Genomic DNA, 16,334 nt, shown 5'->3' with positions numbered 1-16,334 from the left:
TGGGGAGAGGATGTTCTCTCCCCTTTTTTTACCGGGAGGTATTTAGATGAAAAGTACTCGAACCATGGTAGAAACATCGTTACTAGTCGCGCTTTCTGTCGTCCTGTTTCTGGCGAGTCATTTTTTGCCGGTCATCGGAATTATAATATCTTTTTTTTGTCCCGTGCCGCTGGTAATACTAGGACTTAAGGAGCCCGTTCAAAATGCCTTTACAGGAGCCTTCGTAGCTTTTGTCCTTACAACATTCGTCCTGGGATTGTTAGGAGGGTTCTTTTTTCTTTTCGGGTTTGCCTTGATGGGTGTATCACTTGGCGTTTTGGGGAGGCGCTTTGAAAAGGTGTCCGATATTTTGTCCTATGGCTTTTTGATTTCTCTTTCTTGCAAACTTGTCCTCATGGCTTTAGTAAAATTGCTGACAGGCATGAACCCCTTCGCAATTGATCCCGACACCCTTATGGAATCTTTCAATAATGTCATGGGCGTGCTTTCTGGCAGTCATGGAGAAGCTTTTTTAGAGACAATGAGGATGCAGTTTGAGACCATGAGTAGAATAATGGTACATATCTTGCCAGCCATTTTAATGGCTGCCTCCTTTTTGGATTGCGTCATAAGTTATGTTATTAGCGAGAAAATTGCCCGAAGGTTCAGGATAGTTTTCTTGCCCGGGATGCCTCCTTTCGGCGAGTGGCGTTTTCCTAAGAGCACCTTGTTCGCTTTTTTCATTGCCCTTGTTCTTTCTTTTTTTGGCCGCAGCGGTAATAATATTGGTGTGTTATATGTAGTGGGCTTAAACTTAAGGGTTATTTCAATGATGATCTTTTTGATTCAAGGTTTGGCGACTGTTTGGTATTTATTATCGAAATTATCAAAAGATAACATGAAAAGATGGGTCGGCATTTTAGTCGTGGTAATGATTATATTTGTTCCGATCCTCTCTATGGCTGTGATAATGTTAGGTTTTTTGGACATTTTAGTGGATCTTCGGTCAAAATTTTGGAGGTGATCTGATTTGCAGGTAATTTTGAAGCAGGATGTTGATAAATTGGGAAAGAGAGGGGATCTCGTAAAGGTTGCTGATGGTTACGCGAGAAACTATTTGATACCTCGTGGTCTAGCTGAGGAAGCAACGCCCGGTAAAATTAAAAAGCTAGAGGAAATTAAAAAAGTTGAGGAGAGACGAGCGCAAAAGATGGAAGAGGAGGCGCGCGAAAAATCAAAACTACTTCAAGGCAAGCAAGTAACTATACGCGTTAGCGCAGGGGAAAAGGGAAAGTTATTTGGAAGTGTTACCAATGCCCACATCAGCGAGGCTATTTTAGAGCAGTTGGGAGTTGAAGTGGATAAAAGGCTTATAAAAATGGAAGAACCCATTAAAGAGCTGGGTCTTTATCCCATAAAGATAAAACTTCACACAAATGTTGAAGTGGAAATGAAGTTAAAAGTGGAGGCGTGAAAAGCTTGAACCAAGAAATTGACAGGGTAATGCCACATAATCTCGATGCCGAAAGGGCAGTGCTGGGATCTTGCTTGCTCGATAAAGATGCTGCTTTATATGTGGTCGAGACGTTGCGAAAAGATGATTTCTACGATGCTATGCATCAACTGTCATATGAAATTATTTCAGAGATGCTTAAAAAAGACAAAGCGGTGGATCCCCTAACCTTTATAGAGGAGGCAAAAAACCGAGGCTTCCTCGATAGATTGGGAGGGCAATCGTTCATCGCTTCTTTGATAGATACAGTTCCTACAACTGCAAACGTGGAATATCATGCTCGCATTGTAAGAGATAAGTCTGTACATAGAAAGATGATTCAAGTTGGCACTTATATTACAAAATTAGGTTACTCAGAAGAGGTGGAGTTTGAAGAAATTTTGGATGAGGCCGAAAGGGCTGTCTTCGACGTCGCAACTCGCGGTAATTTGGTAGTATTTAAAAAGATAGGAGAGATATTAAAGGCATCCTTCAAAGATTTAGAAAAACAATTTAGTCAGGGCAAGGTTGTTACCGGAATTCCTTCAGGTTATATTGACTTTGATCGGATCACGGGAGGGTTTCATCCAGGATCTTTGGCCATTCTAGCCGCTCGCCCCTCCATGGGAAAGACCGCCTTGGCCTTGAACATAGCGCAGCATGTGGCCATAGCACAGAAAACTCCCGTATTGATATTTAGCTTGGAGATGGGGGCTGAACAGCTTTTACTGCGGTTGCTCGGGTCTGAAGCCAAAGTTAACATTCATGATATGCGAACTGGGGTTTTTCCGGAGGGTGCCTGGGATGAGCTTGTTAAAGCCGCCGGCACGTTGAATGAAGCTCCGATCTACATTGACGATAGCTCTTTTCTGTCCACTTTAGATCTTCGCGCTAGGGCTAGGAGATTTAAAGCGCAATATCCAAATTTGGGACTGATAATTGTCGACTACCTTCAATTGATGAGCTTATCGAGAAGGGTGGAAAACAAGCAACAGGAAGTCGCTGAAATATCAAAATCACTAAAAGGTGTAGCAAGGGAATTAAACGTGTCTGTTCTGGCACTTTCTCAGCTGTCTCGTGCTGTTGAGCAAAGACAGGTAAAAAAACCTCAACTTGCAGATCTCAGGGATAGCGGTGCTATAGAACAAGATGCAGATTTGGTGGTTTTTCTTTACAGGAAGGGTTATTACAATGAAAACGAAAGTGACGATAATATTGCGGATCTAATAATTGCAAAACATAGAAATGGTCCCACTGGAACGGTTCAGTTGCTTTTCTTCAAGGAATATACGCGATTTGAAAATCTTGCCTCCTGGAACTTGCCTAAGTAATTAAATAATCCCTAGGAAACTAATTTATTTCGGGCCTTCTCTTTTGTGTAAATTTGCAAATTGGACATGGCTCGAGGCGGAGGGAATAAAGAGGATTATGAAGTTGGATGTAGATTTTAGGATTGGCACCTGCTCTTGGGCTGACAGGTCACTTCTTTCCAGCGAGTGGTATCCCAAGAATTGCCAAAAGGGCAGGGAAAGATTGCGGTATTATTCCTCATTTTTTGACACAGTAGAAGCAGATAGCTTCTTTTATGCCTTGCCCGATCCATCGGCAATTTATTCTTGGATAGCTGCAACGCCGCCGGAATTTTTGTTCAACGTCAAAGCGCACGCGCTTTTTACAAACCATTTTGTTTCAACGAGGAACCTGCCGCCTTGGTGCAGGGCGAAACTTGACGAAAAAACAATGCGCGTTACTTTAAAGGATCTGGATAAAAAGACTAGAAGGCAATTACTTGAAGAATATAGATCTTTGCTTTCTATCCTGAAATCGACGAATAGATTAGGTTACGTCTTATTTCAGTTTTCTCCATACACGAGGTTCGATGAGCGATGGCTTGTATACATGAAAAGGATACGCGAGATGCTTCCATCCTATCATATCGCCATAGAGGTAAGGCATGTTTCATGGTTCAGTGAAAAGGCGAAAGATAGGTTCTTGGGTTTACTGACAGAAGAAAATATGGCCTATGTGGCTGTCGATGAACCTGCGTTGTCGTGGACGATACCTAATGATTGGTATGTAACCGCTTCTTGGGGAAGCATAGTTAGATTCCACGGAAGAAATGCGGCAGGATGGAGTAAGGGGGCTACAGTTCAAGAGAAATACAAGTATAAGTATACCCTAAAAGAGTTGGAAGCGTGGAGAGACCTTGCATTGAACATGACTTTGCCCAAAAGGGTATTTATAATGTTCAATAATTGCTATAAAGATTACGCAGTTCAAAATGCCCTTTCGATGAAAAGATTGTTTGGGTTGACAAAAGATGATGCTTTGCCGCTACAAATTAGCTTGCTTGGGGCTTTAAAAGAAGCTGAAGATGACGAGATAAAAGGGAGGGAGTTGAGGTGATATTAAAGCGAGAGTTTACCTTTGATGCCGCACATTATTTACCCGATTATCATGGCAAATGCGAGAAATTACATGGACATACCTATAGAGGGGCCATCTATATCGAAGGGGCCCCCGATGAAGAGGGCATGGTCATGGATTTTGTTGAGTTGAAGGAACTCATTCAGGAGAAAATATTATCTAAGCTGGACCATGCCTGTCTCAACGATATTATAAGACAGCCGTCGGCGGAGTACATAGCTCTTTGGATTTGGAGAGAAATTTCGCCTTTTATAAATGATGGTGTGCGTGCATTGAAGCACGTTCAAGTATGGGAAAGTCCTAAAAGCTCCGTTCTCATCGATGAAACGGACTTCAAGAACTTTTGCAACCGTTTAGAGGCTCTATCATGAAGGTGCTTTTTTCTAACACGAGTTTTGAGCGCCTCAAGGAAATAATAGAACCTCTTTTTAGGGGTCACGAGGTTCGCTATGTCAATATCCTCGAGGACCCGAGGCCTCTTCGATGGGCTGAAGTTCTCATAAAAGGTACGGAGCCTTTTACCGCTGAAATGCTTTCTCTTGCGCAAAACTTGAAGATGGTTTGTCAATGGGGAGTTGGCGTTGAAGGCATCGACATCGGAGCTTGTTCGGCGAATGGTGTTTTCGTTTGCAACGTTCCTTCCATTAACACAGGTAATGCTGAAGGGGTTGCCGAAGTGGCCATTTTGCATATGCTGCTTTTGGCCAAAGGTTACAATAAATCGCAAGAGAATTTGCAAAGGGGCAAGATGTTTTCGCCAAGGGGCTTGACGCTTTGGCGTAAGCGAATTTCCATAGTTGGGTTGGGTAACGTCGGCATGGTCTTGGCGAGGCGCTTAAGTGCCTTTGAGGTGAACTTAGTGGGAGTGAATAGATCACGGAAGATGGAATTTGATTCTTTGCCGTTAACTCAATTTTTTAGCCTTGATGATTTAAGTGCCGCTGTAAAAGGGTGCCGATTTGTGGTTGTAACTTTGGCCTTGACTCCCGAGACCAAGGGGCTAATCGGCGAAGAAGTGCTTGAGAGCATGGACGAGAACGCCTTTTTGGTAAATGTCGCACGTGCGGACATAGTACAAAAAAGGGCCCTGGAAAGGGCTTTGAAGGAGCGCAAAATTGCCGGATGTGGATTTGACGTTTTCTGGGAGGAGCCTCCTGACCCAAGCGATTCTTTATTGAAGTTGCCCAACTTTTACGTAACGCCTCACATTGGTGGAACTAACGATGAAACCCTTAAGGGTATACCTGCTTTTATTGCAAGCAACGTGGATAGGTTGTCAAAGGGAGAACTTCCTATTTCTTGCGTCAATATTAATTCGATCCGAAAAGCCACATGACTTTTACTTTGAACTTGAAGCGGAGGTGTTTTTTGTGGAGATAAAGGCGATTATATTTGATTTTGACATGACTTTAGTTGATACGAGCCGTGCCATAGCTTATGCTATGAACCGCTTTGCCGAAATAATGGGATTACGAAAGGTCAGTTACGATGAGGTGTTGGCCACGATTGGCTTGCCCATGGAGAAATCTTTATCTGTTTTGTGGCAGGGGGCAAAGCCAGAGTGGTTGGACATCTACTCAAGGGAATGCAGACCCTTGGAATATGAGAAAATGAGACCTTTTCCTGGCGTGCCTGAAACTTTAAAAGCTTTAAGGTACATGGGATTGAAGCTTGCAATCACATCAAATAGAAGAAGTGTTAAAAAGGCCATTGACTATCTAGGTTTGGGAGAGTATTTCGATCTAGTTTTGGGATTAGAAGAGGTAAATATACCTAAGCCCGAACCCCACATCCTTTTAGAGGCAATTGAAAGCTTAGGAGTTGACCGCGACCAAGTGGCTTATGTGGGAGACACTGTTATCGATATGCTCACCGCAAAAAATGCAGGTATAGTTGGCATAGGATTGACTACCGGACCATCTAGCGAGGAGGAGCTCATGGAAGCCGGGGCTTTTCTGGTCTTGTCAAGCGTAAATGATGTACTGAAAATATTTTTAGATAACACGATTCTCCAGGCGAACGCGATGAAACTACGTGGTAAGCATGCATCGCAGGAGGGTGATCTGTAAATGTCTGAACAAATGAGGCCTTCTTTTTCGCAAAATGCGATCAAGGTTTTAGAGCGTAGATATTTATTAAAAGATGAAAAAGGAAATCTCATGGAAACGCCCGAGGATATGTTATGGCGGGTGGCACGTGCCGTTGCAAAGGCCGAAAGGTCCTTTGGTGACGAAGGAGCAGAAAAAGAGTGGGCCGAAAGGTTTTTCGAAATGATGGCAAGACTTGATTTTTTGCCCAATTCTCCCACGTTGATGAATGCTGGGACACCCGCAGGGCAATTGTCGGCTTGTTTTGTCCTGCCCATCGGCGATAGCATGGAAGAGATATTTGACGCTCTTAAGTATACCGCCTTGGTTCATAAATCTGGCGGAGGGACGGGGTTTAATTTTTCGTCACTTCGTCCTTATGGTGATATTGTAAAAAGCACTAAAGGCGTCGCTTCTGGCCCTGTTTCTTTCATGGAACTTTTTGATCACACTACTGATGTAGTAAAACAAGGTGGGATGAGGCGCGGTGCCAACATGGGGATATTAAATGCTGATCATCCCGATGTGGTTAAATTCATCAAGGCTAAGGTAGAAGAAGGTAAGTTAAGAAATTTCAACATTTCGATAGGCGCCACTCAAAAGTTTATGCGAGCTATTTTAAACGACGGAGATTGGGATCTCGTAAATCCGCGAACGAGAGAAGTAGTGGATAGAATAAAGGCTCGGTATTTATTCGATCTTATCTGCGAAATGGCCTGGAAGACGGGGGATCCCGGAATGATTTTTCTAGATAAAATCGAAGCTTCAAACCCTACCCCTCATTTAGGTCCCATTATCGCCACCAATCCCTGTGGCGAGCAGCCACTTTTACCCTTCGAATCTTGTAATTTAGGAAGCATTAACTTATCAAACATGATTTCATCAAATCGAGAAATTGATTGGAATAAACTAGAACAAACTACTCGAATGGCTGTTCGTTTTTTGGATGACGTGATCGAGATAAACCAATTCCCAATAAAAGAGATTGCCGATAGGACTAAAGCTACAAGGAAAATTGGATTAGGCGTTATGGGTTGGGCTGACGTGCTTTTCAAGGCTCGCATTCCTTACGATAGCGAGGATGCATTGGAGTTCGCTCGTCAAGTGATGTGCTTTATAAGCAAAATCGGACATGAAGAAAGTTCAAAACTTGCGGAAGAAAGGGGCCCCTTCCCTGCATGGAAGGGAAGCAAGTGGGAAGAAAGCGGCCTTCTAATGAGAAACGCCACAGTTACCACCATTGCGCCCACAGGGACCATCTCGCTCATTGCCGAGGTGTCAAGTGGCATAGAACCAGTCTTTGCTCTTGCTTATAAACGAAAGGCCTTTGGTGGAAGTGCTAGCTTGACTTACGTCAATGAAATTCTGCTCGATGCCATTAAAGAAGAGGGATTATATACTGAAGAGCTGATCGAGGAGATATTGACAAAGGGGTCCCTAAGGGATTTGGATTTACCCGAAGACATAAAAAAAGTTTTTGTAACAGCGCACGACATCGTCCCTGAATGGCACGTAAGGATGCAGGCAGCTTTTCAGGAGTTTACCGATAATGCGGTGAGTAAAACCATAAACTTACCTCACGATGCTTCTATAGAGGATGTAAAAAAATCTTTTTTGTTGGCATACGAGCTTGGTTGCAAGGGAATAACAATTTTTAGGGACAGGTGCAAGGAAGACCAAGTGCTCTACGTAGGTGCCAAGCAAGAAACAGGAAAAGAAAGCGATAAAATTGCCGTAATGAGTGTAGTTGAGCAAAGCTATGTTAAGCCCAAGAAACGCCCTCCTGTGCTTTCGGGAAAGACCGTTAAAATTGGGACAAGCTATGGCAATCTCTATCTTACTTTGAACTTTATCGATGGACAGCCCTTTGAAGTATTTGCTACTTTGGGGAAGTCTGGTAAAGATACGCAAGCGCATACAGAGGCTTTGGGAAGGTTAATTTCTTTGGCGCTAAGAAGTGGCATACCCATAGACGAGATAATAAAACAATTAAAAGGAATAGGAGGAAGCACTCCTTTTCTTGAAGGTGATTCCTTGATTTTGAGCTTGCCTGACGCAATAGCGAGGGGATTGGAAAAGGCTTTGGGCAAATTGGTGGAAGTGCAAGAAAGAGGAGATATGTGTCCCGTTTGTGGTGCTCCCTTAATTCACGCAGAAGGGTGTGAACGATGCATCAGTTGCGATTACTGTAAATGTGATTAGGCATATGTAAATATACACGGAGATGAAAGAGAACAAAGGTTTCGCTCAAATCATTTATGCCATATGGTGTGTAGTGCTTGTCTCATTAGCGGTGTTTTTCTTTTTGGCTTGGCAAAACCATCACCGTTTTAAGCATCCTAATGTGGTTATAGCAAAGCCCGCCCTGCACGTTGATGAATTTCCCGTAGAAGGTTGGTTGTTGTGGCAGGAAGAGGCAGTTAGCTCGCCGGTAAAGGGCGTCCTTAAATTTGTTAACGGCGGAAAGGTGGCCAGAGTAGCTAAAAGCGAGGCCATTGCTGTCATAGAAGGCGATGAACGAAAGGTAGTTTGGGCGCCAAAGGCTGGTTATTTTGTTCCGGCGCTGGACGGAGAAGAAGGAAATTGGAACTTTGCCAGGGTTTGGTTGGATTACGACAATTTGCCCAAAGCGGTAAAGGCAAGGACTGTGCCACAAGGAGTTAACGTGCAAAAGGGGACACTCATCGGAAAAGTTATTCCCTTACCCCAGGCGTTACGCTGTGTCTTCTATGTGTATTTGACGCCCAAGGTGAAAGAAAATCTGCAGAAAAATTTTCTGTGGATACGACTTGATGAAATGGACGTTCCCTTTAGGGTTGAAGTGCTTGCGAAGGAAATTTTAGGATTGAAGGCAAGGGTTAACATTGCCTTGACGCCGTATTTTCCTGCTCATTTGACGATTGATCGCAAATTAAACTTCATGATATACGAAGGCAGAAGGCACGGGGTGCTCCTTCCCGAAGAAAGCGTGATTCTCAAGAAAGGCAAGCAAGGAGTATATGTAGTCTCTAAAGGTTTGGCAGCTTTTAAGGAAATAAAAGGCATTCCCATGGAAGGCAATATGTACTTCGTAGAAGAGGGTTTGCTTCCTGGCGAGATCGTGATATTGAACGGTGATAAGGCTAGAGAGGGGAGGGTCTTTCTATGGTAAGCGCAGATGTATATAATAATATCGAAATAGTGAAGTATAAAATCGCTAAAGCTGCAGCAAGCATCGGCAGAGATCCTGATCAAATAAAGATAATCGCAGCCACAAAAGGTCAACCTTTGGAAGCGATGATTCAGGCTGTAGAGACTGGATACATCGATGGAATTGGCGAAAACAGAGTCCAGGAAGCTAGAAAAAAGAAAGAAAAATGGCCTAAAAGCTTAAGCACTACTTGGCATATGATTGGTCATTTGCAACGCAAAAAAGCTAAGTTTGCCGTTCAATTGTTCGATGTCATACAAAGTATCGATAGCGCTAATCTGACAGATATTTTAGAGCAGCGATTAGTGTTGTTGGGAAAGACTATGCCTGTGCTTATCGAAGTAAAGATATCTGGCGAAGCCTCGAAGTATGGCGTTGAGCCAGACCATGCCCGTGCTTTGGCGGAGCATATTTCGGGTTGTTGTCCACATTTAAAATTAATCGGATTGATGGGGATAGGTCCTTTGACGGACGAGAAAAAAAGGATAAGATCGTCTTTCGCTCTGCTTCGCCGCCTAAAGGAAGAATTGGAAGAGGATCTTGGCGTAGAGCTTCCCGAATTATCCATGGGCATGAGCGATGACTTCGAGATGGCGATCGCGGAAGGAAGCACTATGGTGCGTTTAGGTCGTGCCATATTTGGTCCTAGGGGAAATTAAATAAAGTTTACTTTAGGAGGAGAGAGGGGAATGCTTGAACGACTCCTGGCACTGTTGGGCATCACAGTGCAAAAAGAGGAGAATTTGCAAGAGGAAGGCCTAGAATCATATGAAGATGTTGATCGCATCCCACAATCACGTGCCAAGCAGGCTGCATTGGTGTTTTGTAAGGGTTACATGTGTGCGGAACGAAGGGAAGATTTGGCAGAAGCTTTACATAACGGTAAGATCATTATAGTTGACTTGCGCAACGTCGATAAAGCCGAAGGACAGAGCGCCCTCGATTTCATTTGCGGTGTGGCTTATGCTATGAGAGGTGTTGTCATGAGGGTAGCGCCAGCGGTCTTTTTGGCTTCGCCTAATAGAAGCCTCATCGATTTATGGGAGGAGGAAAAAGAGGTGGCCCAAAACCATGAGTGAAGTTTTGTCGGCACTTGACGTCATAAATAAAGATTTTAAGAGATCTTTGCGAGGATACGATCCTATCGAGGTGGATGACTTCTTGGATTTGGTTGCAGAGAGTTTGCACTTTTATGCAGAAAAATGTGGCGAGCAGGAGCGCAAAATTCATAACCTTGAAAGGCAGCTTGAGGATTACAGAAACTTAAGGGAGTCCCTTCAGGAAGCCCTTCTCATGGCGCAGCAAAGTGCAGATGAAAAGATAGAGGCCGCAAAAAGGGAAGCCGAAGCCATCGTCGCTGAGGCAAAAGCCAGGGCCGAAAGGATGCTCAAGGAGGCTTCGCGAGCTTTGGACAGGAATAAAGCCGAGATTGAGAGGATGAAAAAACTCAAAATATCCTTTGTTGCCGAATTTAGGGCAGTTTTGAATAAATATGCTGAAATGATAGAGGCTGAAATGACAGATGATGAAAGTTAACTCATCCGAAGAAAACGTCCTAGGCAAGAGCGTTAGGTTTTTAAAAGGGGTAGGACCCAAGAGGGCCTCCCTTTTGCTAAAACTAGGGGTAAGATCAATCGAGGATTTGCTTTTTTTCTTTCCCCGTCGCTATGAAGACAGAAGGAACGTAATGCCCATAGGGTTGCTTAAGCCTGGCACGTTCGCTACTCTTTTGGTAAGAATCGTGGGAGTAGAAAAAAGGACTACTAGGAGACGCAATTTAGATCTCACAATAGCTACAGTTACTGATGGAGCGGAAATAGCTCAGGCAATTTGGTTTAACAGGAAAAGGCTAGAAAACATCCTTACCCCTGGATCTGTTGTGGCTTTATATGGCAAGATTAAGGAAAACTTCGGTTTATTACAGATAATAAATCCTGAATTTGAGGTGATAGATTTAGAAGCGCCTTCAGAAGAAATGGGACGGATTGTGCCTGTTTATCCCCTCACAGAAGGATTGAGCCAGCGATGGTTGAGGCTTTTAATAAGGGAGGTACTTTCAGAATATCTGCCCTTTGTAGAAGAATTCATGCCCTCCGAGATTTTGCTACGAAATGAGTTATTGCCCCTCAAGGAAGCCATCTGGGGTTATCATTATCCTGATAGCGAAAAGCAGTGGGGCTTATGTCGCAAAAGGCTCGTTTTTGATGAGCTGTTTCTTCTTCAGCTTGGGTTGGCCTTGAAAAAGGAACAATTGGAAAAGGAGACTAATGCCCCAGTTTTACTTTGGCACGGTCCCCTACAGAGTGCTTTCATCAAAGAATGTTTAACCTTTAAACTCACTTGTGCTCAAGAAAGGGTTTTACGGGAAATAGCGGAGGATGTGTCAAAAAGCGTTCCTATGAATCGTTTGCTTCAGGGAGATGTAGGCTCGGGCAAAACCGTAGTTGCGGTGGCAGCGATGCTTGCCTCTGTGGATGCCGGATATCAAGCTGCAATGATGGTTCCGACCGAGGTTTTGGCCAAACAGCATTACACCAAAATAGTAAATTGGTTGTCTAGGTTAGATCTAAATGTTACTTTATTGACTAGCGCCCTAACTCCTCAAGAGAGAAAAGAAAGGTACGAAGATATCTGCGAGGGAAGATCGCATATCGTCATTGGGACACACGCTTTAATTCAAGAAGGGGTTGAATTCCAAAGGCTGGGTTTGGTAGTGATCGACGAACAACATCGTTTTGGAGTGTTGCAACGACGAACCCTGATGGACAAGGGCAGACATCCTCATACTTTAGTCATGACTGCTACTCCCATCCCGCGAACGTTGGCATTGACCGTGTACGGAGACCTTTCCATGTCCGTAATTGACGAACTGCCTCCAGGTAGGAACCCGGTTAGAACCCAATGGATAAGAAAAAATAAATTGCCCGCTCTTTACGAATTTATTAAAGCAAAATTATCCTCAGGCAATCAGGCCTATTGGGTGTGTCCTTTGATAGATGAAAGTGAATCCATAGAAGCGACTTCCGTGCAAGAACGCTATAAGTCTTTATGTCAGGAGTTTTCAAACTTCAGGGTAGGCTTGCTGCATGGTCGTTTGGAGGTTTTTGACAAGGACGAAGCTTACCAGGCCTTTGTGCGCCAGGAGATAGATTTGCTTGTGGCTACCAACGTAATAGAAGTGGGCATTGACGTGCCCAGCGCTAACATAATTGTAATAGAGGACGCATACAGATTTGGTCTGTCTCAGCTTCATCAGCTTAGAGGAAGAGTAGGACGCGGCAAAAGTCAGGGCTTTTGCTTTTTATTGGGAGAAGCTCCTACCCCTGAGGCTAGAAGGCGATTTAAGGTCTTGTGTTCTACCAATGACGGTTTTATAGTAGCTGAGGAAGATTTAAAACTGAGAGGGCCAGGTGCTTTTTGTGGAGTCAGACAGCACGGTATAACGGACTTTAAAGTCGCAGACCTCGTAAAAGATGTTGGCTTGTTGCATAAAGCCCGCACCGAAGCCCGAAATTTGACTTGCCTTGATCCCACCCTATTTCAATATCCAAATTTGAAAAAAAAGCTACTGTTGTCTTTGGGCGACGCCCTATCCCTGATCTTTACAGCATAGTATAATATTTGCTCATTAGTGCCAATTCACTTTATCATTTGTTTGAGTTGGGTCTTTAATCCTAATTTACTTTATATCTAATATGCTATAAAATGATATGCACAATAAAGAGGGGGTGATTGCAGTGGCTGAGAGGGAACAATTAGCTTCCAGATTAGGCTTTATATTGGTGTCCGCAGGATGTGCTATAGGTCTGGGAAATGTGTGGAGATTTCCCTATATTACCGGCCGATATGGTGGAGCAGCTTTTGTAATAGTTTATTTGATTTTTTTGGCCATCATGGGCCTTCCCATCATGGTATGCGAATTTGCCATGGGTCGAGCTAGCCGTAGAAATTTAGCCGGTGCGATGCTTGTCTTGGAGCCGCCTGGAACCAAGTGGCATATTTACGGTTATCTTGGTGTGCTTGGGAACATGATATTAATGATGTTCTATACTACTGTGACAGGTTGGGGCCTGGCCTATACTTATCATGTTGCGGCAGGTCACCTTTCCATGCTTTCTCCTGAGGAGGTGGGCGCCTTTTTTGGATCTTTTATATCCAATACTCCTAAACTGACCATGTGGATGGCCTTGGCTGTCGTCATCGGTTTTCTCGTTTGCTCGATCGGCCTTCAGGCGGGAGTTGAACGGGTTACCAAGATATTGATGTCCGGACTATTCTTATTGCTAATCGTTCTTATCGTGCGTTCCGTTACTTTGCCCGGCGCTGAAAAAGGCTTGGCCTTTTACCTTAAACCTGATTTTTCCAAGCTAAGTTGGGAAGCGGTTTATGCCGCCATGAGTCAGGCCTTCTTTACATTAAGCCTGGGCATAGGAAGCATGTTGATATTCGGAAGTTATCTGAGCAGAGAGAGGACGCTTGCCGGGGAATCGGTTTACGTGGTGATTCTGGATACCCTTGTAGCCCTGATGGCCGGATTGGTCATATTCCCGGCCTGCTTTGCCTTCGGAGTGGATGCCGGAGCCGGCCCCGGATTGATCTTCGTGACCCTTCCAAACGTATTTAACTCCATGATGGGCGGAAGGCTGTGGGGTACTCTTTTCTTCGTCTTTCTCTCCTTTGCCTCCCTCACCACGGTCATAGCCGTTTTTGAGCATCTTATCGCTTTCGTCATGGACGAGTGGAAGTGGAGCCGGAAAAAAGCTTCTTACATCGGCATACTTGTCATGTTCATAGCTTCCCTTCCCTGCGTTTTGGGGTTTGGCCCCTGGAGCGGATTTCAACCCTTTGGAGAAGGATCAGTAGTCCTCGACCTGGAAGATTTTATAGTAAGTTTTAACTTGCTTCCCATTGGTTCGCTTGTTTTTGTGCTCTTCTGCACTTCTAAGTACGGATGGGGGTGGGACAATTTCATAAGGGAGGCCAACACGGGCATAGGACCGAAATTCCCAGAGGGCTTGAGAGGTTATATGACTTATGTCTTGCCGGTAATTATCGCCGTTATATTGATCATGGGTTACATCCAGTTCTTTGGTTAATCAATGTAGGGGAGGTGAAAAAGAAATAGAGATGATTAAATTTGTTTATTTGATTGGCAAGAGTAAAACTTAAAAAAGGAGGAGAGGAGTATGGCAGAAGCTGGAAGAGAAAAGTTTTTAAAGCGGCGTCATATGATTTTTGCAGCAATTGGGTCAGCTGTCGGTTTGGGCAACGTCTGGCGTTTCCCATACATGTGTTATCAATATGGAGGCGCGGCCTTTTTGGTTGCTTACATCATAGGCATCTTTGCCATCGGGATTCCGTGGCTTCTTACCGAGTTTGGAATGGGGCATTATTTTCAAAAAGGGGCACCTGGCGTGTTTAACAGCATAGGTAAAAAATGGGAATGGGTAGGATGGTTTCCAAGCATATCGGCCTTTTTAATTGATACTTATTATTGCGTCATCATGGCTTGGACCCTAATTTACATGTTTAGTTCCATGACTTTAGCTTGGGGTGCCGGAGAAGCCGGCGCTCATCAGGCTGGGGATTATTTCTTCAAAACAGTGCTCAACCTTTCAGAGAGCCCGGGAGAGCTGGGTGGCTTGCAGTGGCCAATCGTAGGAGCTTTGGCCTTCACCTGGATCATAATTTATTTCGTGATATACCGGGGGGCCGAGATCGTAGGAAAGGTATCGGAAGTAGTCATGGTTCTGGCCTGGGTTTTGATTATAGCTATATTGATCAGAAGCTTAACACTGCCCGGAGCCGTGAAGGGGCTTAATTATTACCTCGATGTCGATTGGTCGGTCTTGAAGGGGCCGGGTGTTTGGTTTGCTGCCTTTAGCCAGATAGCTTTTTCGCTTTCCGTCGGCATGGCGGGAATGTATGCCTACGGACGTTTTATCGCTAGAAAGGGAGATATAACGAACAACACCGTTATTACCGTGTTTTGCGATACCAGCTTCGCCTTTCTGGCGGGGTTTGCGGTTTTTAGCACTGTCGGTTATATCATGCAGGCTTTGGGTGTATCCTTGCAAGAAGTGACCATTGCCGGCATAGGAGTAGCTTTTGTTACTTACCCCGTCGGTATATCTTTGATGCCTGCTTTAAATCGATTAACAGGCGTTTTATTCTTCCTCATGTTTTGGATAATAGGACTCAGCTCAGCATATTATTTGGCTTACGCCGGATACATAGTCCCAATGATGGATAAGTTCGGATGGGAGCGGAAAAAAGTCACTTTTTGGGGATGCCTAGTCGGATTTTTGATCGGACTTCTTTATTGTACTCAAGGAGGACTTTATTGGCTCGACATCGTTGACAGGACGGTGGCCTTCTATACCTTGCTCATAGGTGGCGCCATCGCTTCGCTGGTCGTAGGGTGGGTCTTTGGTGCCGATAAGCTTCGCGATCACGTGAATGCTACTTCCGATATCAAGGTAGGTCCCTGGATGGATTTTCTCATCAAGATTGTGGTTCCGGTAGGACTTCTTTTCGTCGTAGTTTACGGCGGTTTTATGCAGGACCTTAAGGAACCCTATGGTGGGTATGGGGGTTGGTCTAACTTCATTTGGATTATCATGGTGGCAGTCCTGATCGCTAGCTTCGTATTGCAAGGCATGAAGTCCAAGACAGAAATAAGCAAGCAAGAAGGAGGGGAGGTTAGATGACGAACGCTGCGATTGGAACAACCATATTCATGGCCGTAATTATCATAGGGGGGCTCGCTTTTTGCTTCAGTCGTATTGGCAAGGGGGGCGGAGAGTGGGAGGATTAAACCTGAAGGTTTTTCTCCTCACAAGTGTTAATAAATATAAAATGACATGAGTAAATCAAATAAATCGGGAAGGAAGATCTCCTTTCCCGATTTTTTAATGCGCCCAGCATGGTCGTTATCTTTAAGGCGAAGTTCTGGAGATGTGAAGAAAATGAGAAGTCATAGTTAAGAGACGAGAGCGGAGCTCCCTTTTTTGCTTGATTGGGTACCTGACTTTCACAATCGCACTTGTAGTATTATGAGACATTCTGTAAAATAATGCCCAGGATGTATTTTAAAAACTATTAAATTGCGATGATCTTTTAAAGCGCGTTATGGACATGTCTTGTACCTTGACAATTG

Annotated in this window: 15 protein-coding genes; all 15 read left to right on the top strand. The window is 44.2% G+C overall.

What is annotated here, in order from left to right; genetic code table 11:
• The first annotated feature begins 46 nt into the window (after positions 1-46).
• The 15 genes from AC5SXE_RS09200 (at position 47) to AC5SXE_RS09130 (ending at position 15,885) form a co-directional block, all read left to right on the top strand.
• On the top strand, positions 47-1,003 hold the full coding sequence (locus AC5SXE_RS09200) for a YybS family protein (protein WP_310848884.1): 957 nt from the start codon (positions 47-49) through the stop codon (positions 1,001-1,003).
• 6 nt (positions 1,004-1,009) lie between these two features.
• The gene (gene rplI, locus AC5SXE_RS09195; protein ID WP_310848886.1) at positions 1,010-1,453 is read left to right on the top strand and encodes a 50S ribosomal protein L9; all 444 of its coding nucleotides are present in this window, start codon (positions 1,010-1,012) and stop codon (positions 1,451-1,453) included.
• Between the two features lie 5 nt (positions 1,454-1,458).
• The gene (gene dnaB / locus AC5SXE_RS09190; protein ID WP_310848888.1) at positions 1,459-2,802 is read left to right on the top strand and encodes a replicative DNA helicase; all 1,344 of its coding nucleotides are present in this window, start codon (positions 1,459-1,461) and stop codon (positions 2,800-2,802) included.
• Between the two features lie 97 nt (positions 2,803-2,899).
• Complete coding sequence (locus AC5SXE_RS09185; RefSeq protein ID WP_310848890.1) at positions 2,900-3,877, top strand: DUF72 domain-containing protein; 978 nt, start codon at positions 2,900-2,902, stop codon at positions 3,875-3,877.
• Positions 3,874-4,269: a 6-carboxytetrahydropterin synthase QueD gene (gene queD / locus AC5SXE_RS09180; protein WP_310848892.1), complete on the top strand. Its 396-nt coding sequence runs from the start codon at positions 3,874-3,876 to the stop codon at positions 4,267-4,269. Before AC5SXE_RS09185 ends, queD begins: the two co-directional genes overlap by 4 nt.
• Entirely contained in the window at positions 4,266-5,234 is a 969-nt protein-coding gene (locus AC5SXE_RS09175; RefSeq protein WP_310848895.1) for a 2-hydroxyacid dehydrogenase, read from the top strand. The genes queD and AC5SXE_RS09175 overlap by 4 nt, the downstream gene beginning before the upstream one ends.
• A 34-nt stretch (positions 5,235-5,268) precedes the next feature.
• On the top strand, positions 5,269-5,967 hold the full coding sequence (locus AC5SXE_RS09170; RefSeq protein WP_310848899.1) for an HAD family hydrolase: 699 nt from the start codon (positions 5,269-5,271) through the stop codon (positions 5,965-5,967).
• On the top strand, positions 5,968-8,187 hold the full coding sequence (locus AC5SXE_RS09165; RefSeq protein WP_493917220.1) for a vitamin B12-dependent ribonucleotide reductase: 2,220 nt from the start codon (positions 5,968-5,970) through the stop codon (positions 8,185-8,187).
• A gap of 103 nt (positions 8,188-8,290) precedes the next feature.
• Positions 8,291-9,136, top strand: coding sequence for a biotin/lipoyl attachment domain-containing protein (locus AC5SXE_RS09160; RefSeq protein WP_493917219.1), 846 nt, complete (start codon positions 8,291-8,293; stop codon positions 9,134-9,136).
• Complete coding sequence (locus AC5SXE_RS09155) at positions 9,130-9,834, top strand: YggS family pyridoxal phosphate-dependent enzyme (protein ID WP_493917218.1); 705 nt, start codon at positions 9,130-9,132, stop codon at positions 9,832-9,834. Before AC5SXE_RS09160 ends, AC5SXE_RS09155 begins: the two co-directional genes overlap by 7 nt.
• Positions 9,835-9,864: 30 nt before the next feature.
• Positions 9,865-10,254, top strand: a complete 390-nt coding sequence (gene sepF, locus AC5SXE_RS09150) for a cell division protein SepF (protein ID WP_323720893.1) — start codon at positions 9,865-9,867, stop codon at positions 10,252-10,254.
• A complete protein-coding gene (locus AC5SXE_RS09145; RefSeq protein ID WP_493917217.1) occupies positions 10,247-10,711 on the top strand; it encodes a DivIVA domain-containing protein in 465 nt (154 codons plus the stop codon). The genes sepF and AC5SXE_RS09145 overlap by 8 nt, the downstream gene beginning before the upstream one ends.
• Entirely contained in the window at positions 10,698-12,788 is a 2,091-nt protein-coding gene (recG, locus tag AC5SXE_RS09140) for an ATP-dependent DNA helicase RecG (protein WP_332636318.1), read from the top strand. The genes AC5SXE_RS09145 and recG overlap by 14 nt, the downstream gene beginning before the upstream one ends.
• A gap of 124 nt (positions 12,789-12,912) precedes the next feature.
• Positions 12,913-14,271: a sodium-dependent transporter gene (locus AC5SXE_RS09135; protein ID WP_303883528.1), complete on the top strand. Its 1,359-nt coding sequence runs from the start codon at positions 12,913-12,915 to the stop codon at positions 14,269-14,271.
• A gap of 90 nt (positions 14,272-14,361) precedes the next feature.
• Positions 14,362-15,885 carry a sodium-dependent transporter gene (locus tag AC5SXE_RS09130; RefSeq protein WP_303883525.1) on the top strand — a complete coding sequence of 508 codons (1,524 nt, stop codon included), beginning with the start codon at positions 14,362-14,364 and terminating at the stop codon, positions 15,883-15,885.
• Positions 15,886-16,334 lie beyond the last annotated feature (449 nt).

This window comes from Acetomicrobium sp. (assembly GCF_059026225.1).
This window is presented reverse-complemented; position numbering and strand designations above follow the sequence as displayed.

Bases quoted from the DNA above. Each gene is read 5' to 3' on its own strand.
- AC5SXE_RS09155 (WP_493917218.1), top strand. From the start codon at position 9,130: ATGGTAAGCGCAGATGTATATAATAATATCGAAATAGTGAAGTATAAA.
- AC5SXE_RS09145 (WP_493917217.1), top strand. From the start codon at position 10,247: ATGAGTGAAGTTTTGTCGGCACTTGACGTCATAAATAAAGATTTTAAG.
- sepF (WP_323720893.1), top strand. From the start codon at position 9,865: ATGCTTGAACGACTCCTGGCACTGTTGGGCATCACAGTGCAAAAAGAG.
- AC5SXE_RS09130 (WP_303883525.1), top strand. From the start codon at position 14,362: ATGGCAGAAGCTGGAAGAGAAAAGTTTTTAAAGCGGCGTCATATGATT.
- AC5SXE_RS09175 (WP_310848895.1), top strand. From the start codon at position 4,266: ATGAAGGTGCTTTTTTCTAACACGAGTTTTGAGCGCCTCAAGGAAATA.
- AC5SXE_RS09200 (WP_310848884.1), top strand. From the start codon at position 47: ATGAAAAGTACTCGAACCATGGTAGAAACATCGTTACTAGTCGCGCTT.
- AC5SXE_RS09165 (WP_493917220.1), top strand. From the start codon at position 5,968: ATGTCTGAACAAATGAGGCCTTCTTTTTCGCAAAATGCGATCAAGGTT.
- recG (WP_332636318.1), top strand. From the start codon at position 10,698: ATGATGAAAGTTAACTCATCCGAAGAAAACGTCCTAGGCAAGAGCGTT.
- AC5SXE_RS09185 (WP_310848890.1), top strand. From the start codon at position 2,900: ATGAAGTTGGATGTAGATTTTAGGATTGGCACCTGCTCTTGGGCTGAC.